At 62.2% G+C, this 19,887-nt stretch carries 14 protein-coding genes; 8 read left to right on the top strand and 6 right to left on the bottom strand.

Annotation, left to right across the window (positions count from 1 at the left end; all coding sequences use genetic code 11):
• Positions 1 to 3: 3 nt before the first annotated feature.
• The 5 genes from SE16_RS14180 to yqeB are packed head-to-tail and all read left to right on the top strand — an operon-like array spanning position 4 to position 5,312.
• A complete protein-coding gene (locus SE16_RS14180; protein WP_054492218.1) occupies positions 4 to 1,275 on the top strand; it encodes a gluconeogenesis factor YvcK family protein in 1,272 nt (423 codons plus the stop codon).
• A gap of 28 nt (positions 1,276 to 1,303) precedes the next feature.
• Positions 1,304 to 2,803 (top strand): phosphohexomutase domain-containing protein, encoded by a 1,500-nt coding sequence (locus SE16_RS14175; protein WP_054492219.1) that lies wholly within the window; start codon positions 1,304 to 1,306, stop codon positions 2,801 to 2,803.
• 29 nt (positions 2,804 to 2,832) lie between these two features.
• Positions 2,833 to 4,104 carry a GlmU family protein gene (locus tag SE16_RS14170; protein WP_054492220.1) on the top strand — a complete coding sequence of 424 codons (1,272 nt, stop codon included), beginning with the start codon at positions 2,833 to 2,835 and terminating at the stop codon, positions 4,102 to 4,104.
• Entirely contained in the window at positions 4,101 to 4,481 is a 381-nt protein-coding gene (locus SE16_RS14165; protein WP_054492221.1) for a VanZ family protein, read from the top strand. The genes SE16_RS14170 and SE16_RS14165 overlap by 4 nt, the downstream gene beginning before the upstream one ends.
• 3 nt (positions 4,482 to 4,484) lie before the next feature.
• On the top strand, positions 4,485 to 5,312 hold the full coding sequence (gene yqeB, locus SE16_RS14160) for a selenium-dependent molybdenum cofactor biosynthesis protein YqeB (protein WP_060687765.1): 828 nt from the start codon (positions 4,485 to 4,487) through the stop codon (positions 5,310 to 5,312).
• A gap of 62 nt (positions 5,313 to 5,374) precedes the next feature.
• Here yqeB and SE16_RS15560 read toward each other — a convergent pair whose 3' ends face one another.
• The 3 genes from SE16_RS15560 to SE16_RS14145 all read right to left on the bottom strand — a co-directional run bounded on the left by SE16_RS15560 (position 5,375) and on the right by SE16_RS14145 (position 10,509).
• The gene (locus SE16_RS15560; protein ID WP_082374379.1) at positions 5,375 to 6,820 is read right to left on the bottom strand and encodes an FAD binding domain-containing protein; all 1,446 of its coding nucleotides are present in this window, start codon (positions 6,818 to 6,820) and stop codon (positions 5,375 to 5,377) included.
• Positions 6,821 to 6,862: 42 nt separating this feature from the next.
• The gene (locus tag SE16_RS14150; protein WP_060687762.1) at positions 6,863 to 9,880 is read right to left on the bottom strand and encodes a molybdopterin-dependent oxidoreductase; all 3,018 of its coding nucleotides are present in this window, start codon (positions 9,878 to 9,880) and stop codon (positions 6,863 to 6,865) included.
• Between the two features lie 107 nt (positions 9,881 to 9,987).
• Entirely contained in the window at positions 9,988 to 10,509 is a 522-nt protein-coding gene (locus SE16_RS14145) for a hypothetical protein (protein WP_060687760.1), read from the bottom strand.
• Positions 10,510 to 10,597: 88 nt separating this feature from the next.
• Between SE16_RS14145 and SE16_RS14140 the strand changes: the two genes are divergently transcribed.
• A complete protein-coding gene (locus SE16_RS14140; protein ID WP_054493861.1) occupies positions 10,598 to 11,317 on the top strand; it encodes a CBS domain-containing protein in 720 nt (239 codons plus the stop codon).
• Positions 11,318 to 11,329: 12 nt separating this feature from the next.
• Positions 11,330 to 11,680: a nucleotide pyrophosphohydrolase gene (locus SE16_RS14135; RefSeq protein WP_054493860.1), complete on the top strand. Its 351-nt coding sequence runs from the start codon at positions 11,330 to 11,332 to the stop codon at positions 11,678 to 11,680.
• Positions 11,681 to 11,691: 11 nt separating this feature from the next.
• Here SE16_RS14135 and SE16_RS14130 read toward each other — a convergent pair whose 3' ends face one another.
• The 3 genes from SE16_RS14130 to ppdK all read right to left on the bottom strand — a co-directional run bounded on the left by SE16_RS14130 (position 11,692) and on the right by ppdK (position 19,175).
• Entirely contained in the window at positions 11,692 to 12,708 is a 1,017-nt protein-coding gene (locus SE16_RS14130; RefSeq protein WP_054493859.1) for a dihydroorotate dehydrogenase-like protein, read from the bottom strand.
• 60 nt (positions 12,709 to 12,768) lie between these two features.
• Complete coding sequence (nifJ, locus tag SE16_RS14125) at positions 12,769 to 16,344, bottom strand: pyruvate:ferredoxin (flavodoxin) oxidoreductase (RefSeq protein ID WP_054493858.1); 3,576 nt, start codon at positions 16,342 to 16,344, stop codon at positions 12,769 to 12,771.
• Between the two features lie 95 nt (positions 16,345 to 16,439).
• Positions 16,440 to 19,175 carry a pyruvate, phosphate dikinase gene (gene ppdK / locus SE16_RS14120; protein ID WP_082374399.1) on the bottom strand — a complete coding sequence of 912 codons (2,736 nt, stop codon included), beginning with the start codon at positions 19,173 to 19,175 and terminating at the stop codon, positions 16,440 to 16,442.
• 468 nt (positions 19,176 to 19,643) lie between these two features.
• Between ppdK and SE16_RS14115 the strand changes: the two genes are divergently transcribed.
• The gene (locus tag SE16_RS14115; protein WP_054493857.1) at positions 19,644 to 19,877 is read left to right on the top strand and encodes a hypothetical protein; all 234 of its coding nucleotides are present in this window, start codon (positions 19,644 to 19,646) and stop codon (positions 19,875 to 19,877) included.
• Positions 19,878 to 19,887: the final 10 nt, after the last annotated feature.

Raw genomic sequence — 19,887 nt, 5'->3', positions numbered from 1 at the left:
CCTATGCAGCGACACAATTGGACGGAATACCTCAAACCCGGATACGGCTTCAAGCGTCGTTTGGCGCTGATGGTGCAGGGCATTGCCCTGGCAACATTGGGCGCCAAGTTTCTTGTGGACAGCATGAGCCGTTTTGTGCCTGTGCCCCGTCGCGTCAAGCAGGCGTTTGCGTGGGGACCTGATTGGTTGCGCGGCATTCTCTTGATGATTTCCGGCAGTGCCGCCACCTACTACGCCTGGCGCTCGTTGAGCCATGAGATGGCGGCAACCCTTGCGCCGGAGCACGCGAACGAGGATATCGGCTTGACCGACCTGTTCTACGAACGCAAGCGCCAGGCGGTGGGGCGTCGTGTGGCGGTGATTGGAAGCGGCACGGGGCTGATTCCCGTGGTGCGCGCTTTCTTGCTCATGGATGAGCCTGTGAATGTGACCGTCATCCTCACCTCTCACGAAGGGGGGCGTATTGTCTCGCTCTTGCGCGACGAATTGGGGCTGAGCGGCAAGCAAGTGCTCTACCCCACAGGTGAGCATGTCAGCCTCTGGGCGGAATTGGAAGACGGCACCCTGCTGGAAGGCGCTACCGCTATCAATCAGCATGATGTACGCGAAAAAGCCATTCGCCGCATTTTCTACTCGCGCAACGTGCGCCGTATCAAAGTCTGGGAAGAAACACGCGGCAATTTGACCGCCGATGTGCTGAGCAACTACCCCCCCGACGTCAACCCGGATGCGCTGAAAGCCATTCAAGACGCCGAATTGGTAGTGATTGCGCCGGGGCGGCTCTACACCGACATTTTGCCGACGCTCACCCTGCCCGAAATTCGCCGCGCCGTCCACCACAGTGGCGCGAAACGGGTATTTGTGGCGAACATTATGACCGAACCGGGCAAAACAGACGGCTTTTCGGTGAAAGACTACCTTGCCACGCTGCGCCAATTGGCGCAGATTACCGTGGATTACGTGATTGCCAACGATGCGCCGATTAGTGAAGAGGTGCTCGAAAAATATCGCCTTGAAGGGGCGGAGCCGGTACGCCTGCGTGATGAAGAGACCGGTATCAGCCGCCTGGTGTTTGCCGATACAGGCGAGCAAACCGTGCTGGTAGAAGGTGCTGTGCTGATCACAGCCCCCTTGATTACCGAAACTCCGCAACTCATTCCCTACCGCGACCCCGAAACGGGCGATATTCGCATGCGCGAAATGGCGATTGCCCGCCACGACCCGCACCGCTTGAAAGCCGTGCTGGCGCAAATCATGCGCAAAGAACTGGTGTGAACACGACAACCAAGCAACGGGAAACAGTATGGCGCTCAAATTCGGCATTTCCGGTTTACGCGGCACGATTGGTGATGAAGCCGACAACCTGACGCCCGACGTGGTGCTGGCGTATGCCCGTGCCTTTGGCGCGTGGGTGCGCGAAAACAGCCCCATGCGAACCCCGCTTGTGGCGTTGGGCTACGACGGGCGGCGTTCCAGCCCCATGATTGCCGACCTGGTACGCGGCGGTTTGCTCAGCAGTGGGTGCGCCGTGCTCGACCTGGGGTTGAGCCTGACGCCGACCGTGCAATTTACCGTTTCGCACCATGCCACGGTTGCCGCCGGTGTCATGGTGACGGCGAGCCACAACCCCTTGCCCTGGAATGGGCTGAAATTCGTGGACGGCGAAGGGCGCTTCATTCCGCTGGATGTCTGGGCGCGACTGCACGAGATTGTGGAACGCGCCGGCTGGGTCTGGCTACCGCTGACGCAGATTCCCCATGTGCGCCCCTGGCACGACGAAGCGCACCGCCGCCACATGCAAGCCGTGCTCAACGCTGTGCCGGTCGAAGCCATTCGCGGGGCGCGCTTGCGGGTGGCGCTGGATGCCTGCAACGGCGGCGCTGCGCGCTGGGGCGATATGCTCCGCGCCCTGGGGTGTGAAGTCATCGCCTGCCATACCGAGCAACACGGCTTCTTTGCCCGCCCACCGGAACCGCTTCCCCAACACCTGGGCACATTGGCGGCGTTGGTGCGCAACGCCCAATGCGATGTCGGGCTGGCGGCTGACCCCGACGGCGACCGCCTGGCGCTGGTGGACGAACGGGGCGACCCCATTAGCGAAGAGTTTACGGTGGTGCTCTGCGCCCGCGAGCGGTTGATGAACCGCCGCGACGGCGTTGTCGTCACGAATGTGGTGACCACCCACGCGCTGGAAGATGTCTTGCCCAACGCGCGCGTCGTGCGTACCGCGGTGGGCGAGATGAACGTGGTGAACGGCGTTGTGGCGCACGAGGCGGTGTTGGGCGGTGAGGGCAGCGGGGGCATTATCGTGCCCGATGTGCACCTCGCGCGTGATGGTATGGCGGCGGCGGCGCTCATCCTGAGCCTGCTGGCGCAAACAGGCGAACCGCTTTCGGCGTTGGTGGCGCAGATTCCCGCATGGCGTATGGTCAAGCGCAAAATTGAGCCGCGCGGCATTGCCGCTGATGATGTGCGCGCGCTCTTTGCCGCCTGGCAACAGACACCGCCCCACGTGGAATGCTCCGACGGGCACGTTTACCTCGCCAGTCGGGACGGTTCGCTCACACTCGCGGCGGATGATGAGGGCGTGCGCGTGGAAGGCGTCCTCCCCGACCGCCGCCGCTTTGCGACCACCCTCGCCGATGCCGAAAGCCGCACGCTGGTGCAACGCCTTGCGACAACCGCGCCCACCCTCGACCTGACAGACGGCGTCAAACTGGATGGAGGCGATGTCTGGTTGAGCCTGCGCCCCTCCAACACCGAACCGATTGTGCGCCTGATGGGGGAATGGCGCGGCGACTGAGAACAACCCACGAGGACAGGACGTGCACAATGACCGAACTGGCTTTCTTCGAGGATGCAATCGCGCGGCATTTCAAGCCGCTGACCTGGACGCGCCCCGTCTATGAGTTGCGTTGTGGCGTCTTCACCATTCGCGAAAAATTTGAGCGGCTCTACGGACGTCCCGCCACCCGGCTGTACGCCCGCCCGCATTTGACCCTGGCGCTTGCTGAACGCACCGGCTTACCCGTCAACTTGCACCCTACAAGTGGCATGGTGCTCCTCATCAATGGGCGCTGGTTGCCGCCGCCCGATGTGGCGCAACGCATTCCGCTGGACGGCGACGAGCATGTGTGGGTGGATGAAGAAGGCGTCGTTGTGGCGGCGCGCCTGCGCGCTGACCGCTTGCGCGCCCTTTCGGCGGTGACGCTGGGTGAAGATTTGCACGCCGACCCCAACCCGCTTGGCGATCTTCCCACCACGCCGATTGCCGCCGAGATGCTGGCGTGGCCCTGGGATTTGGTGGTGCACAATGCGGCGCAGATAGAGGCGGATGCCGCGTTCTACCCGCTGGGCACGCTGTTGGGCGCTGTGCACGAGCGCGCTGTGCTTGTGGCGCCTGAGCGCATTTTTGTTGCCGAAGGCGCAACCATCGCACCGCAGGTTGTGCTGGATGCGACGCATGGTCCCATCATCATCGAAGCGGGCGCGCAGGTGATGGCAAATGCCGTTATTGAAGGGCCGGCCGTGGTGGGGGCGCGCTCGCGGGTGAAGATTGGCGCGAAAATCTACGAAGGCACGACCATTGGACCGGTCTGCAAAGTCGGGGGCGAAGTCGAAACGAGTATTTTCCAGGCGTACAGCAACAAGCAGCACGACGGCTTTTTGGGGCATAGCGTCATTGGGGAGTGGTGCAATCTGGGCGCGCATACCACCAACAGCGACTTGAAGAACAATTACAGCCGCGTGCGTGTCTGGGCGAGCGGGCGCTTTGTGGATACCGGTCAGCAGTTTGTGGGCTGTTTCATCGGCGACCACACCAAAACCGGCATTGGCTTGCTCATCAACACGGGCAGTGTGTTCGGCGTGGCGTGCAACCTCTACGGCGCGACCATGCCCCCCAAATTCGTGCCGAGTTTTTCATGGGGAACGGGGAGCCGCCTGGTGGAATACCGCCTGGAGCAGGCGCTGGAAACCGCCGCGCGGGTGATGGCGCGGCGCAACAAAACCCTCACGCAAGCCGAAGCCGATTTGCTGACGTACATTTTCGCCGCAACGCGAGAAGAACGCCGCTATGCGGCGGTTGTGGAGCAAGAAGCATGAACCGCGTGCGCACATGGGGACCGGTGCTCGCCTGGATGGGCGTCATCTTCTACCTGTCCAGCCAATCGTCGGTGCCGGTGCACGCCCCCGGTTGGTTGGATGCGGTTGACGATTACGTGGCGCATGTGCTGGTGTATGCGGTTCTGGGCTGGCTGACGTTTCGCGCCTGGCGTGCGGAAGGGCTGACGTTTCAACAAGCCGCCTGGGCGACGTTCCTGCTCTGTGTCGCGTATGGCGTGAGCGACGAATGGCACCAATCGTTTGTCCCCAATCGCACGCCCTCGGTGCTTGACCTGCTGGCGGATGCGTTGGGGGTTGGCGTCGCGTTGTTTGTGCACTATCGCAAGCAGAAGCGCATGTGGCAAGGGGAATGGTGAACGATGGCGCCTGCCCGTTTGTTTGCTGATACGCTGGTGCTCCTGCGCGGGGGCGGCGACCTGGCGACGGGAGCCGTGGCGCGGTTGGTGCGCGCCGGCTTTCCGGTGGTGGTGCTCGAATTGCCGCGCCCGCTCGTGGTGCGCCGAACGGTTGCCGTAGCGACCGCTGTTCTGCAAGGGGAGATTACGGTGGAAGACCTGCACGCCCGGCGTGTTGACTCGGCGGCAACCGCGGTGCGCCTGGCGCGCGAGGGTGTGGTGCCCGTGCTGGTGGACCCCGAAGGGGCGACCCTTCCGCATGTGCGCCCCACCGTGCTGGTGGACGCCCGTATGGCGAAGCGCAACCTGGGCACGCATCAAACCGACGCGCCGCTGGTGGTGGCGTTGGGACCCGGCTTTACCGCCAGCGAGGATTGCCATGCGGTGGTGGAAACGGCGCGCGGGCACTTCCTGGGGCGTGTGTACTGGCGGGGGCAGGCTCTGCCCGACACAGGCACGCCGGGGCTGGTGCAGGGCTATGGGCGCGAGCGGGTGTTGCGCGCGCCTGTGGCGGGAACGGTGCAAGCGCTTGTGGAGATTGGCGACATGGTGCAGGCAGGGCAGGCGGTCGCGCTGGTGGATGGCGAAGCGGTGCATGCGCCGTTTCCGGGCGTGGTGCGCGGCTTGATTGCCGACGGCACGCCGGTCCCCGCCGGGCTCAAAATTGGGGACATTGACCCGCGCGGCGTGCGCGAACATTGTTTCACCATTTCGGACAAGGCGCTTGCTGTGGGCGGCGGTGTCCTTGAAGCGGTGCTCACCTGGCTGAACACACAGCGGACGGCAACGTAAGGCGTTGTGCGGTGAAAGAAAAAAGCCCGCTTTGTGGCGGGCTTTTTGCGTTCTGCTGACTTTTACGCCGTCGAAGGGGCGTCCAGCCCCCTGGCGACGGCTTCGATGGCTTCCACAATTTTGTAGTAGCCTGTGCAGCGGCAGAGGTTGCCGCTGATCGCCTGGCGGATTTCATCAGGCGCGGGGGTGGGGTTTTCTTGCAACAGGGCGTACGCGCTGACGATAAAACCGGGCGTGCAGTAGCCGCACTGCACCGCGTCGTGGGTGACGAAGGCGCGCTGAATGGGGTGCAATGTCTCGCCTTCGGCGATGCCTTCAACCGTGAGAATGGTCGCGCCGTGCGCCCGTTCCGCGGGAACAAGACAACTCATGACCGCTGCACCGTCGAGCATGACGGTGCACGCGCCGCATTCGCCCTCGCCGCACCCTTCTTTTGTGCCTGTTAGCCCGGCGTCGCGGAGGGCGTGGAGCAACGTTTTGCCGCGTGTGTTGTACAACACCACCCGCCGCCCGTTGACGGTGGCGACAATTTCCTCGCCCGGCGGTTCTGGTGGGAGTGGGCTGAGTGGATGCCCCGGCTGTGTCCAGAGGTTGGCGCGCCGTGTGGGAAAATCGCGGGTGGCTGTGCCATCGCGCAGGGCTTTGAGCAGGCGCAGAGTGAGCACGCGCACGGCGTGGCGGCGATAGGCGGCTGGTGCGCGGATGTCGTCAATGGGGCTGGCGGCTTCGGCGGCGAGTTGGGCGACGTGTGCCAGGTGCTCATCGCTCAGGTCGGGCCCGATGAGGGCTTGTTCGGCTTCTGGCGCGCGAATGATGGTCGGTGCTACTGCGCCAAGTGTGATACGTGCGTCGAAGATGGGGGGGCAAATGCCGCCGCTCGCGTTGCGGTCGGCGGTGATGACGATGGCGACGTTGACCACAGAGATGGCTTGGGCGCGGCGCAAGCCGAGTTTGGCGAACGCGCCATGCTGATTGGGCAGCAGCGCGGGGAAGGCGATGTCCACCATGATTTCGTCAGGGTGCATGACGGTTTGGCGCACGCCGGTGTAGAACTCGCGCAGGGGAATGGTGCGCTTGCCGCGTGCGGCGCTTTGCAGGGTGACCTCTGCGTCCAACGCCATGAGCGGGGTGATGGTGTCGTTCGCCGGCGACGCCGTGATGAGATTGCCCGCCACCGTGCCCCGATTGCGAATTTGCGGCGCGCCGACTTGCCAGGCGGCTTGCGCCAGCGGAAACGCCCGCTTGATGATCAAGCGGCTGTTCGCCACCTGATTGTGCGTGACGAGTGGTCCCAGGTGAATGCGCCCCTCGTTGTCAATGTCAATCGTGTCCAGCCCCGGAATGCGCGTCAGGTCAATCACCGCGTCCAGGTCGCGCTGGCGGCGTTCCAATTCAACCAGCAAGTCGGTGCCGCCGGCGATGATGCGCGCGCGGGGCGCGTGTTCGGCAAGCAGTGCCAGGGCTTCATCGAGTGTGCGGGGTGCGTCATACTGTTTGTAGAGCCGCATTGTTCGCCTCTCATCAAAGGTGGGTTGTCAATGGTTCACGGGTCAGGAATTCGCCGCGCGTTGTTGTTTCAGCGCCGCCAGCACACGGTCGGGTGTGGCGGGAATTTCGTTCAGCCAGATGCCGACCGCGTCATGGATGGCGTTCACAACCGCCGGCGCGACGCCGTCCATGGGAATTTCGGCGACGGCTTTGACGCCGAAGGGGTGCGACGGCTCGAACGTTTCAACAAAGGCGACTTCCAGCACGGGCATTTCATCCGCGGTGAAGATGTGGTAATCGCCAAAACTGCGTTCGCGCGGCACACCTTGCGCGTCGTAGGTCATTTCTTCGCAAACGGCGTAGCCGAGCGCCTGGGTCATGCCGCCTTCCACCTGCCCGGACGCCGTCGCCGGGTTGACGATGCGCCCGGCGTCCACCACCATGAGCAGACGGTCCACGTGGACAACGCCGGTTTCGGTGTCCACGGTCACTTCGGCGAATTGGGCGGCGAAGGGGGGCGGTGATTCGGGCGACACATACGAGGCGATGCCCATGATTTGGTGCTGGTCTTCGTGGTGCAGGGCGTTCAGGGCGATGTCGGCGAGCGAGACATGGCGACCGTCGGGCGCCCAGGCGGCGCGGTCGCGCAGTTCGATGTCGTCGGGGGTGATTTCAGGTTCGCCCATGCGGTTGATGAGCCGTGCGGCGACACGTTTGATCTGGCGGGCGGCGTGTTCGGCGGCTTTGACGACCGCGTAGCCGGAGATGTAGGTGGTGCTGGAAGCATACGCGCCCTTGTCGAAAGGCGTGAAGTCCGTATCGCTCGAATAGACGAGGATATCTTCCACCGGACAGCCGAGCACTTCGGCGGCCATTTGCGCCAGCACCGTGTCGGAACCGGTGCCGAGGTCGGTTGCGCCGACGAGTAGGTTGAACGAGCCGTCATCGTTCATTTTGATGCTGGCGGCGCCCATGTCGAGGTAGGGGATGGCGGTGCCCTGCATGACGAGCGCCAGCCCGATGCCGCGCCGCAGGTAGGGCTTGCCGGGCACGGTGTGCCAATCGGGGTTGCCGTATTTGGCGTGCCAGTCAATCATGCGCGTGCCCACTTCCACGCATTCGCGCAAGCCGCATGTGTTGATGATTTCGGGGCGGGGTTCGCGCCCTTCGCTCCATGCGCGGCTGAATGGGTGTTCATCGCCCGCTTTGAGCGCGTTTTTCAGCCGGAATTCGATGGGGTCGAGCCCGAGCGCGTGGGCGATGCGCTGCATGTGCACTTCCAGCGGCAAGAAGCCTTGCGGCACACCGTAGCCGCGGTACGCACCCGATGGGGGCGTGTTGGTGTAAACGATGTCGGCGTAGAAGCGAATGTTGGCGTATTTGTAGCCGTCGGGATGTTCGCGCCATTTGCCGGGGTAGAGCGCCATGGCTTTGTGCCCGGTGTTGCCGGCGACGGTGAGCGCATGACAGCCGTATGCGCCCGTATCGGAGAGCAGGTACATTTCGTTGGCGACGATTGTGCCGTCGCGCATGACGCCGGTTTTCATGCGCACCCGCATGGGGTGGCGTGAACGGGCGGCGATGAATTCTTCTTCGCGTGTGTATTCCAGCCGCACGGGGCGACCGGTGGCGATGGTGAGATGGGCGGCGACGTCTTCGATGAGCACTTCCTGCTTGCCGCCAAACCCGCCGCCAATGCGCGGTTTGATGACGCGGATGCGTTTGGGCGGAAGCCCCAGCACCGGCGCAAGAATGCGGCGCACATGGAAGGGCACTTGTGTGGATGTGCGAATGACCAGCCGGTCGTCTTCGTCCCACCAGGTGACCACCACATGCGGCTCGATGCTGGCTTGTTGCACCTTCGGGACGACGTACTCTTCCTCAAACACAAAATCGGCTTCGGCGAACCCTTCATCCACGTTGCCGATGTCAATCCGAATGGCGGCGGCGATGTTGCGTTGGGGGTCTGAGCCTTCAAAGGGCACATACTCCGGTTCATCGTGAATGATGGGCGCGTCGTCGCGCAGGGCGTCGCGGGGGTCGAGGATGGCGGGCAACGGTTCGTATTCCACTTCGATGAGCCGCAGGGCTTCTTCGGCAATTTCGGGCGTCTCGGCGGCGACGAACGCAACGCGATCGCCCACGTGGCGCACTTTTTCATCCAGGCTGAACATGTCCAGCGGACCAGGGATGGGGTCGGATTGCCCGGCGGTGGAATAGACCACGCGCGGAATGTCTTTGTAGGTCAGCACAGCGTGCACGCCGGGCAACGCGCGCGCCTTGCTCACGTCAATGCGCTTGATGCGGGCGTGGGCGACAGGGGAATGCAGAATTTTGGCGTGGAGCATGCCGCGCAGTTCGATATCGTCCGTGAAGGCGGGTTTCCCCAACGCGAGTTTGATGGCGTCCACCTTGATTTCGGGCTTGCCGACCACGCGCCAGCGGTCGTCGGGGGCGGTGATGACGAAGGGGCGTGTGCGCGTGCGCGTTTGCACGTCGGCGCCGCCGCCACCGGCGGGAGCGGATGGGGCGGGCGAGGGGGCGTGCGGTGTGCCAAACACCTCGTCGAAGGTGGGCAATTCATGCTGCCCATGCAGACGGGGCGGCGCGGGTGGGTCTTCGCCGCGCAGGCGGGCGGCGGCGAGCAACACCGCTTGCACGGGTTTCACGTACCCCGTACAGCGACAAAGCACCCCGCTCAGAGCGTCGCGCACGTCGGCTTCGCTGGGGGTGAGGGTTTGGTCGAGCAGGGCTTTTGCCGCGAGGAGCATGCCGGGCGTGCAGTAGCCGCACTGAATCGCGCCGACTTCGGCGAAGGCGCGTTGCAGGGCGTGCAGGTTGTCGCGTGTGCCCAGGGCTTCGATGGTGGTGATGGTGTGTCCGTCGGCTTGGGCGGCGAACAGCACACACGAGGGCACGGGGCGACCGTCCAGCAAGACAGCGCACGCACCGCATTCGCCTGTTTCACAGCCATGTTTGACGCCAAAATACCCATTGCGGCGGAGCACCCACAGCAACCGTTCGTGCGGGGCAACGTCGAACGTTTTGACCTCGCCGTTGATGGTCAGGGTAATGCGCATGTGTCGCCTCCTCGCGGCATTCTGTTGCGGGTTTCCTCAGTGGGTTCGTAGCGGCATTGTACCGTTGGTGTGGCTGTGTGGCAATGTGTGCTGTCGCCCACGTTCGCCTAGGTCTGCCGACGTTTCCACTGGCGGGGCGTGTAGCACTTTTGAAAGCCAAGCCGCCGCGCCAGACGCGCCAGCAGTGTGTTGCCTTCCACAGGCGTACAGATGACCTGGTCGGCGTCGAAGAAAAGGTCGGTGGGGAGATGGGCGCTCTGGCATGCGGTTTGCAGGGCGTGCCATTGGGCTAGTGTGAGCCACAACGACCAGACGTCCGGCGTGTCGGGGTACTGGAAGAAGGGGCGCGCCTGGTCTGCTTCCCACAAGGAGAGAGCGAACAGGTCTTCCACGGCTGTATTGGTGGTGAGCCAGGTGAGCAAGGTATCGAGCGCCGCACGTCGTTCATCCACCGCCGTCGGCAGCGTCCCTCGGCGAAGCGTGGGCGTATCGGAAACGCGCGGCATGATGAGGCGGGCTTCGTAGCGCACCGCCCAAGGGGCGAGTGCCATGCAGGCGACGCGCAGCACCGTTTCCAGCGGGACGCCCTCATCAAGGTAGGTTTTTTCGAGCAGGTACATGGTGCGCATAGGTGAGACGCGGGGTTGGTTTCCAACTGCATGCAGTGGTAGTATGGTTGGCGAGCGCGGTTGTGTCAATCAATGAGGAGAGCGTGCCATGAGTGTTTCAGCCTTTCGCGCCCAACTGGCGGTTGTTGAAGAACGGTTGAACGAAGACCCCCACGGGGCGGGAATGGAAGCCCTGAAAATTTTTGAGGATTTGCTGTACGAACTGGCGCGCACACACGGGTGGCGCGGCAAGCACGGCGGCATGAACGAGTACATGGATTTTTTGGGAAAGCGGCGTGTGTTGCGTGAAGAGACCATCGCGCAGGGGCGACGCTACGCCGATATTCGCAACTGCCTGGCGCACCGCAGTGGGTTGCTCATCAGCCCGCCGTTGGCGCACGAGATTGTGGACTTTGTGAAGCAGGTCTGCAAGGAGCAGGGCAACCGCGCGGGCGATGTGATGACGCGCAACCCACGTGTGGCGCACCCCAACATGCCGGTGGAAGACGCCCGCAACATTATGCTCAAATACAACATTGGGCATTTGCCGGTGGTGGAAAATGGGCGCTATGTTGGCTTGTTGTCGGCGCGTGATTTGCTCACCATGTTGGGCACGAAAGCCGATTTGCGCCATTTGCGGGTGGCGGATGTGATGAACGCCGACAAGCGCGAGGTGGTGCAGTTTGCGCGTGAAGAGACGCCGCTGGAAGATGTGTTGCGCATGCTGGAAGGACGCTACGTGCAGGCGGTGCTGATTACCGACACGGGGACGCCGGACGGCAAGTTGCTGGGCATTCTGACGACGTCGGATTTGTTGCCGCACATTTGAACGAGGGGGACGATGAGCGACACCACCACCACGATTGCCGAATTGCGGGCGTTGCTCCGCGAGTTTGTGGCGGCGCGCCGTTGGGAACGCCACCACACGCCCAAAAATCTGGCGATGAGCATTGCCATTGAAGCCGCCGAGTTGATGGAGCATTTTCAATGGTGTTCTGGCGCAGAAAGCCGCCGATTGGTGGAAGATGAGGAAGCGCGCGCCGAGATTGCCGAGGAATTGGCGGATGTGCTGATTTACGCGCTGCACTTTGCGAATGTGTGCGGCATTGATGTGAGCAGTGCCGTGCGTGCCAAAGTGGCGCGCAATGAAAAGCGGTTCCCGCCTGGATGGGAACCGCCTTCAACTGGCTGAGCGGGTGGCGTTTAGAGCAGCATGCCCGTGGGGTCGTCGCGCCACGAATCGAGGACTTTCATGTAGTTGGCGCGTTCAAACGCCGCCGGTTCGGCGATGTTCATCTGGCTCATGCTGCCGCGCATTTGTTCGATGGATTCGTATTCGTGCTCTTCCATCCAGCGGCGCACGTTTTCCAGCACCGTGCCGAGGTATTCCACCCCGTTTTTGAGCAGGGCGGACGCCATCATGGTGACGTTGGCGCCTGCCATGACGCCTTTGAGCACTTCTTCGTGCGTGTGCACCCCGCTGGTGATCGCCAAATCCACGTTGACGCGCCCGTACAAAATCGCCGTCCAGTGCAGGGGCAGGCGTATTTCGTGCGGGCTGCTGAGCACCAACCGCGGTTCAACGTCCAGCGTTTCCAGGTTGAAATCGGGTTGGTAGAAGCGGTTGAAGAGCACAAGCCCGTTTGCGCCCGCCTTGGCAAACCGTTTTGCCATGTTGGCGAAGGCGCTGAAATAGGGACTGACCTTGACGGCGATGGGGATGCGCACGTTTTGGCGCACGTGTTCCACCACGTCAAGGTACATTTGCTCCACTTCGGCGCTGGTCAGGTCGGGGTTGGTGGGGATGTAGTAGAGGTTGAGTTCAATGGCGTCGGCGCCGGCTTGCTGAATGTAGCGGGCGTACTCAATCCATCCTCCGGTTGAAACGCCGTTGAGGCTGCCGATGATGGGAATGTCCACGGCTTCTTTGGCGCGGCGAATCAGTTCCAGGTATTCATCGGGACCGACGTTGTAGTCGTGGATGTCGGGAAAATAACTCAACGCTTCGGCATAACTTTCACTGCCGTACACGAGGTAGTGGTCCAGGTGCTGGCTTTCAAGTGTGATTTGTTCCTCAAAGAGGGAGTACATGACAATCGCCGAAGCGCCGGCTTCCGCCATGCGCTTGATGCCGTCGAGCGAGCGTGAGAGCGGCGATGCAGACGGGACGATGGGGTGTGCCAGTTTCATGCCGAGATAGGTTGTTGTCAGGTCAGGCATTGTTCATCCTCCTTGATGGACTGTGCGGGGGCGGCGACGCGACCGCCCCCGCCAGAGTGGTTAGGCTTGGGCTTGCACAGGTTCTTCTTTCGCCAGTTCTTCCAGGTGATGCCACCGTTCGATGACCCATTCTTGCGCTTCTTCGAGCAGGTGCTCGAACGTTTCGGGCGCGCCCTTTTCAAGGATGCGGTAGCGGTTTTCGTTGAGCACGTACTCTTTGAGCGGGCGCTTGGGTGGCTTGGAATCGAGTTGCAAGGGGTTCTTGCCTTCGGCTTTGCGCCGCGGGTCGTAGCGGTAAAGCGGCCAGTAGGCGGCTTCGGCGGCCAGTTTCTGCTGTTCAAAGCCTTTGGACATGTCAATGCCGTGGGCGATGCAGTGCGAGTAGGCGATAATCAGCGACGGTCCCTCGTAGGATTCGGCTTCCAGGAACGCTTGAATGGTTTGCTTGTCGTTCGCCCCCATCGCCACTTGCGCGACATAGACGTTGCCGTAGGACATGGCCATCAAGCCGAGGTCTTTCTTGGGCGTGCGCTTGCCGCCTGCGGCGAATTTGGCCACCGCGCCGAGCGGCGTGGCTTTTGAGGATTGCCCACCCGTGTTGGAATAGACTTCGGTGTCGAGCACCAGGATGTTGACGTTCTGCCCGCTGGCGAGCACGTGGTCCAGCCCGCCGTAGCCGATGTCGTAAGCCCAGCCGTCGCCGCCCACAATCCAGACGCTCTTGCGCACCAATGCGTCGGCGACTTCGAGCAAGTTCCAGGCGTCTTCGTCGTCCAGGTTCTTCAAGCGGGCTTTCATCTGCGCCACCCGCTCGCGTTGCGCCTGAATGCCGGCGTCGTCCGATTGGTCGGCGTTGAGAATGGCGTCGGCGAGGTCGTGCCCGATGATGTCGCGCAGGCGTTGCACCAATTCGCGGGCGTATTCGGCTTGCTTGTCCAGCGCGAGGCGCATACCCAGCCCAAATTCGGCGTTATCCTCGAAGAGTGAGTTGCTCCAAGCCGGTCCGCGCCCTTCTTTGTTGAACGCCCAGGGCGTGGTGGGCAGGTTGCCGCCGTAGATGCTGGAGCAGCCCGTCGCGTTTGCCACCAAGATGCGGTCGCCAAAGAGGCGGGTGAGCAGCCCGAGGTAGGGCGTTTCACCACAGCCGGCGCACGCCCCCGAGAACTCGAAGAGCGGTTCCAGCAACTGCGTGTTTTTGACGTTGTTGAACGAAAGCCCATCGTTGCGCGGCGGTTCGGGCAATTGCAGGAAGAAGTCCCAATGTTTGCGCCCTTCCTCGCGCAGGGGGAGTTGCGGCGCCATGTTGATGGCTTTGCGCCCCACAGCGCTCTTGTCCTTGGCGGGGCAGACGGCGACGCAGAGCGCGCACCCCGTGCAGTCTTCCACCGCCACTTGCAGGGTGTACTTCATGCCGGACAGTTCGCGCCAGCGGGCGTCGGTGTACTTGAAGCCTTCGGGCGCGTCGGCGAGGGCGCTTTCGTCCACCACTTTGGCGCGGATGACCTGGTGCGGGCAGGCGAGCACACACTTCCCGCACTGGATGCAGATGTCCGGTTCCCACACGGGCACTTCCAGCGCGATGTTGCGTTTTTCCCAGCGCGTCGTACCGCTTGGGTATGTGCCGTCCGCCGGCAGGGCGCTCACGGGGAGCCAGTCGCCTTCGCCTGCAATCATCTTCGCCGTCACTTTGCGCACAAATTCGGGCGCGTTGGCGGGCACAGGCGGCAGCATTTCGATGGCGCTGGTGATGGTTTGCGGCACGGGCACTTCGTGCAGATGTTCCAGCGCGGCGTCCACTGCGGCGAAGTTCTTGCGCACGATGATTTCGCCCCGTTTGCCGTAGGTCTTGCGGATGTACTCCTTGATTTTGGCGACGGCTTCTTCCAGCGGAATGACGTTGCTCAGCGCAAAGAAGCAGGTTTGCATGATGGTGTTGATGCGCACACCCAGCCCCAATTCGCGCGCGAGTTTGTAGGCGTCAATGACGTAGAGTTTGAGGCGTTTCTTGATGATGGTCTCTTGCACTTCGCGCGGCAGGCGATCCCACACTTCATCGGGTCCAAACGGCGCGTTGAGCAGCAGGGTCGCCCCTTCCTGGGCGGGTTCCAGCACGTTGAAGCGCTGCAAGAAGCCGAATTGGTGGACGGCGACGAAGTTGGCTTTTTTGATGAGGTAAGCGCTCTTGATGGGGCGTGGACCGAAGCGCAGGTGCGAGATGGTGCGCGCGCCCGCCTTCTTCGAGTCGTACACGAAATAGCCTTGCGCGTAGAAGGGCGTGGTTTCGCCGATGATTTTGATGGAGTTCTTGTTGGCGCTGACCGTCCCGTCGGAGCCAAGCCCCCAGAAGACGGCGCGCACCACGTCGTCGCGTTCGATGTCGAGCGAGGCGTCCCACGGCAGGCTGGTGTGCGTCACGTCGTCAATGATGCCGACTGTGAAGTGGTTTTTGGGCTTGGGCTGTTTCAGTTCTTCAAACACGCTGATGAGCATGGCGGGGTCGAATTCTTTGGACGAAAGCCCATAGCGCCCGCCGACGATGCGCGGCATGTGTTCGCCCTGCCACTGCCCCGCCGCGTAGGCTTCGGTGAACGCCGTCACCACGTCCTGGTAGAGCGGTTCGCCGGCGCTGCCGGGTTCTTTTGTGCGGTCGAGCACGGCGATGGCGCGCACGGTGGGCGGCAAGGCTTTGATGAAGTGTTCGGCGCTGAAGGGGCGGAAGAGCCGCACTTTGAGCACGCCGACTTTTTCGCCCTGCGCCAGCAGGTGCTCCACGGTTTCTTCGGCGGTTTGGGTGGCAGACCCCATGAGCACGACGACGCGCTCGGCGTCTGGTGCGCCAACGTAGTCAAAGAGGTTGTAGCGCCGCCCGGTCAGTTCGGCAAAGCGGTCCATCGTTTCTTGCACGATGCGCGGCGTGGCGAGGTAGTAGGGGTTGGCGGCTTCGCGCGATTGGAAGAAGACGTCCGGGTTTTGCGCCGTGCCGCGAATGAAGGGACGGTCCGGCGAGAGGGCGCGTGCGCGGTGGGCGCGTACCAGGTCATCGTCAATCATCGCGCGGATGACGGCGTCGGGCAGTTTGGCGATTTTGTTGATTTCGTGCGATGTACGGAAGCCGTCAATGATGTGCAGGAAGGGCACCCGTGCGGCGAGTGTGCTGGCTTGGGCAATCAGCGCGAAGTCGTGGGCTTCTTGCACCGAACCGGCAAAGAGCATTGCCCAGCCCGTGGCGCGCGCCGCCATCACGTCGCTGTGGTCGCCAAAGATGGAGAGCGCGTGCGTGGCGATTGAGCGGGCGGCGATGTGGAAGACCGTGCTGGTCAGTTCGCCGGCGATTTTGTACATGTTGGGAATCATGAGCAGCAAGCCCTGACTGGCGGTAAACGTGGTGGTCAGGGCGCCGGCTTGCAACGAGCCGTGCACAGCCCCCGCCGCGCCCCCTTCGGATTGCATTTCGATGATGCGCGGCACACTGCCCCAGATGTTGGGCTTCCCCTGCGCGCTCCACATGTCGGCGAGTTCACCCATGGGGGAAGCGGGCGTGATGGGATAGATGGCAATCACTTCGTTGGTGCGATAGGCGACATAGGCGGCTGCCTCGTTGCCATCTATCGTCACATATGTCTGTTCTGCTGACATTGGACACCTCCTTCGCTCTATTTTTTCCAACGGTTTTCTTTCTTGTAAGGACAGACTGAGAGGCGGAGCGCACCCCGCCTCCCAGGAATGGCAGTTCAGGCTTGTTTCAGGGCGGCGTGGGCGGCGGCAAGCCGCGCCACTGGCACGCGGTACGGCGAACAACTGACATAGTTCAACCCGATGGCGTGGCAGAAGGCGATGCTGGCGGGGTCGCCGCCGTGTTCGCCACAGATGCCGACGCTCAGGTCGGGGCGTGTGGTGCGCCCTTTTTCAACCGCCAACCGCATGAGTTGCCCCACGCCTTCCACGTCCAGCGTTTGGAAGGGGTTGGCGGGCAAGATGCCTTGTTCCAGATAGTCGAGCAGGAACGCCCCTTCGGCGTCGTCGCGGCTCAACCCGTAGGTCATTTGGGTAAGGTCGTTGGTGCCGAAGGAGAAAAACTCGGCGACTTCGGCGATTGCGTCGGCGGTCAGGGCGGCGCGCGGGACTTCGATCATCGTACCGAAGGCATAGGGAATGCGCACGCCTTTTTCGTTCATGACGGCTTGCGCCTCGGTTTCCAGGATGTCGCGCATGCGGCGCAGTTCGTTGACATGCGCCACCAGCGGAATCATCACTTCGAGCCGCACCTGTACGCCTTCCAGCGCGCAGGCGCATGCGGCTTCAAACATGGCGCGCACCTGCATTTTCATCACGTCGGGGAAAACGATGCCGAGCCGCACACCCCGCAAGCCGAGCATGGGGTTCGCTTCGCGCAACCGTTCGACGGCGTGGAGCAGGCGCTCTTTTTCGCGCAGTGCGGGCGATGTGGGGTCGGTCAGCCGCAGGCGTTCGATTTCGACGAGCAGGGTTTCGTAGCGCGGCAAGAATTCATGGAGCGGCGGGTCAATCAGGCGAATGATGACGGGCAAGCCGTCCATGACGCGGAACAGCCCCTCGAAATCGGCGCGCTGGATGGGCAGAAGTTCGGCGAGGGCGGCGGCGCGCTCCTCGTCGGTTTCAGCCAGAATCATGCGCTGGACGATGGGCAGGCGGTCTTCACCCAGGAACATGTGCTCGGTGCGTGCCAGCCCAATGCCTTCCGCGCCGAAATCGCGGGCGCGTTGGGCGTCTTTCGGCAGGTCGGCGTTTGCCCAAACCCCCAATGTGCGGAATTCGTCCGCCCAGCCCAGCAGTGTGGTGAGATAGGGGTCGTGCAAATCGGGCATGACGGTGGGGAGTTGCCCCAGGAAGACCTCGCCGGTGCTGCCATCAATCGAAAGCCAATCGCCTTCACGCACTTCAATCGCGCCGACGCGGAAAAGGCGCTTTTCGGTGTCAATCTGCAATTCGTGGCAGCCCACCACGGCGGGAATGCCGAATTGCCGCGCAACGATGGCGGCGTGGCTGGAATTGCCGCCCAGCGCGGTGAGAATGCCTTTGGACGCAATCATGCCGTGCACGTCGTCGGGTTTGGTTTCGGGGCGCACCATGATGACGGGTTTCCCGGCTTTGCCCCACGCCTCGGCGGTGTCGGCGTCGAACGCCGCCATGCCGACAGCCGCCCCCGGTGATGCGTTGACACCTTTGGCGAGCAAGCGCCCCGCCTTGATGGCTTTTTGGCGCACGTGTTGCTCAAAGCGCGGGTGCAGGAATCGTTCCACCTGTTGCGGGGAGACGCGCAAGACGGCTTCGCGTGGTTCAATCAAGCCTTCGTTGACGAAATCCACGGCGAACCGAATGGCGGCGCGGGCGGTGCGTTTGCCGTCGCGCGTTTGCAAAATCCAGAGTTTGCCCTTTTCGATGGTAAACTCGATGTCCTGCACGTCGCGGAAGTGGCGTTCCAACCGCTTGGCGATTTCGTACAGTTGCTCGTAGATGGCGGGCATTTCGTGCGCCAGCGTGGCGATAGGTTTCACCGTGCGAATACCGGCTACGACGTCTTCACCCTGGGCGTTGTTCAGGTAATCGCCGTAGAGTTCGTTTTCACCCGTGGCGGGGTTGCGGCTGAACACCACACCCGTCCCGGAATCTTCTCCCAGGTTGCCGAAGACCATGCTTTGCACGTTGACGGCGGTGCCGAGTGTGTGGGGAATCCCTGTGGCGTTGCGGTAGTCCACCGCGCGCTTCCCATTCCACGATTTGAAGACGGCTTCGATGGCGAGGCGCAGTTGCTCGAAGGGGTCTTGCGGGAAGTCGCGCCCCGTTTCCTGCCGAATGATGGCTTTGAAGGCTTCGATGACGGGTTTCCAATCGCTCGCCTGCAATTCGCTGTCATAGCGGACGCCGGCTTTGCGGCGGGCGTCGTCAATGACGGCTTCAAAGCGCTCATCAGGAATCCCCAGCACCACGTTGCCGAACATTTGGAGCAGGCGACGGTAGATGTCGTGGGCAAAGCGTTCGTCGTTGGTGAGCCGCGCCATTGCCAACATGGTGGTATCGTTGAGCCCGATGTTGAGCACGGTATCCATCATGCCGGGCATGGAAAACTTTGCCCCTGATCGGCACGAGACAAGGAGCGGGTTTTCGGGGTCGCCAAAACGTCGCCCCATTTTGGCTTCCACACGGTGAAGGGCTTCCAGGACTTGCTCCCACAATCCATCGGGTAGGCGCTCGCCCCCTTCCAGATAGGCGATACACGCCTGGGTTGTGATGGTGAAGCCGGGGGGAACGGGGATACCCAGCCGTGTCATTTCAGCCAGGTTGGCGCCTTTGCCCCCCAAAAGCCCACGGACAGCGTCCCAGTCGTTCCCAACACGGGCTTCAACTAGGTCGAGTTCGTCAAAGCAGTAAACCCAGCGTTGGGCGTCGGGGGTTGCAGGTTGGTTGTTGGTGGTTGAGGCTTGAATCATGTGCGCACCTCCATGTGACGCGAAACCCTTTGCCCATCATCAAGAAAGGTAGCACGTCGTGAAGGGCGCGTGTAGTGGCAATTGTCGTCCTTTGAAAGTGAGGTGTCATGTGGAAGGTGTGATGGAAAAGGAGAAAAGCACGGCATATACCGAACAGGAAAACCTGCGGAGGAGTGGGGCAAGCGGCGCCGTTGGCGTCTGAGATGGATGCTTGCAATGTTGAGCAATCTACTCCCCATTGGTGTGCAATGTCATATCGCCAAGATGATATCCGGCAGGTTGTTGTTGCTCTTTGCGCTAGCGCAAAGAAGGTGGCTCTCTGGAAGGGATGATGGCTTGTGTCGGTGTGAAATGAGGAAGCCTGGTCATCTGGTCAGGGCAAAAACGCGCCGGATGATGCGGGCGAAAAAGTTTCATTGTGTCTATCATGGGGGCACTGTTCCCACGTGCGCAACTGAGGAGGATTGCATGCCCATCAAAAGTTATCTGGTCTATCCTGTTGCCAATCGTGCCGCTGACTTGCAACGCACTCTGCAAGCCATGTCGGAGTGTGAAGTCATTCCCTCAACGAGCCACGACCTTTTCATTTTAGTCACCGATACACCACATGAAGCCGCTGAGAAAGCATTGGAACAGCGTCTCTTGGCGCTGGAACACCTGCAATGTTTGGCACTTGTTGCAGCATATCGAGATGAGGAGTGAGGAGCGTCTC

Source organism: Ardenticatena maritima, assembly GCF_001306175.1.
In the GTDB taxonomy this organism is placed as follows: domain Bacteria; phylum Chloroflexota; class Anaerolineae; order Ardenticatenales; family Ardenticatenaceae; genus Ardenticatena; species Ardenticatena maritima.
The sequence above is the reverse complement of the archived record's forward strand: the minus strand, read 5'-3'. Positions and strand labels throughout refer to the sequence as shown.

Bases quoted from the DNA above. Each gene is read 5' to 3' on its own strand.
- SE16_RS14180 (WP_054492218.1), top strand. From the start codon at position 4: ATGCAGCGACACAATTGGACGGAATACCTCAAACCCGGATACGGCTTC.
- SE16_RS14175 (WP_054492219.1), top strand. From the start codon at position 1,304: ATGGCGCTCAAATTCGGCATTTCCGGTTTACGCGGCACGATTGGTGAT.
- SE16_RS14170 (WP_054492220.1), top strand. From the start codon at position 2,833: ATGACCGAACTGGCTTTCTTCGAGGATGCAATCGCGCGGCATTTCAAG.
- SE16_RS14165 (WP_054492221.1), top strand. From the start codon at position 4,101: ATGAACCGCGTGCGCACATGGGGACCGGTGCTCGCCTGGATGGGCGTC.
- yqeB (WP_060687765.1), top strand. From the start codon at position 4,485: ATGGCGCCTGCCCGTTTGTTTGCTGATACGCTGGTGCTCCTGCGCGGG.
- SE16_RS15560 (WP_082374379.1), bottom strand. From the start codon at position 6,820: ATGCGGCTCTACAAACAGTATGACGCACCCCGCACACTCGATGAAGCC.
- SE16_RS14150 (WP_060687762.1), bottom strand. From the start codon at position 9,880: ATGCGCATTACCCTGACCATCAACGGCGAGGTCAAAACGTTCGACGTT.
- SE16_RS14145 (WP_060687760.1), bottom strand. From the start codon at position 10,509: ATGCGCACCATGTACCTGCTCGAAAAAACCTACCTTGATGAGGGCGTC.
- SE16_RS14140 (WP_054493861.1), top strand. From the start codon at position 10,598: ATGAGTGTTTCAGCCTTTCGCGCCCAACTGGCGGTTGTTGAAGAACGG.
- SE16_RS14135 (WP_054493860.1), top strand. From the start codon at position 11,330: ATGAGCGACACCACCACCACGATTGCCGAATTGCGGGCGTTGCTCCGC.
- SE16_RS14130 (WP_054493859.1), bottom strand. From the start codon at position 12,708: ATGCCTGACCTGACAACAACCTATCTCGGCATGAAACTGGCACACCCC.
- nifJ (WP_054493858.1), bottom strand. From the start codon at position 16,344: ATGTCAGCAGAACAGACATATGTGACGATAGATGGCAACGAGGCAGCC.
- ppdK (WP_082374399.1), bottom strand. From the start codon at position 19,175: ATGATTCAAGCCTCAACCACCAACAACCAACCTGCAACCCCCGACGCC.
- SE16_RS14115 (WP_054493857.1), top strand. From the start codon at position 19,644: ATGCCCATCAAAAGTTATCTGGTCTATCCTGTTGCCAATCGTGCCGCT.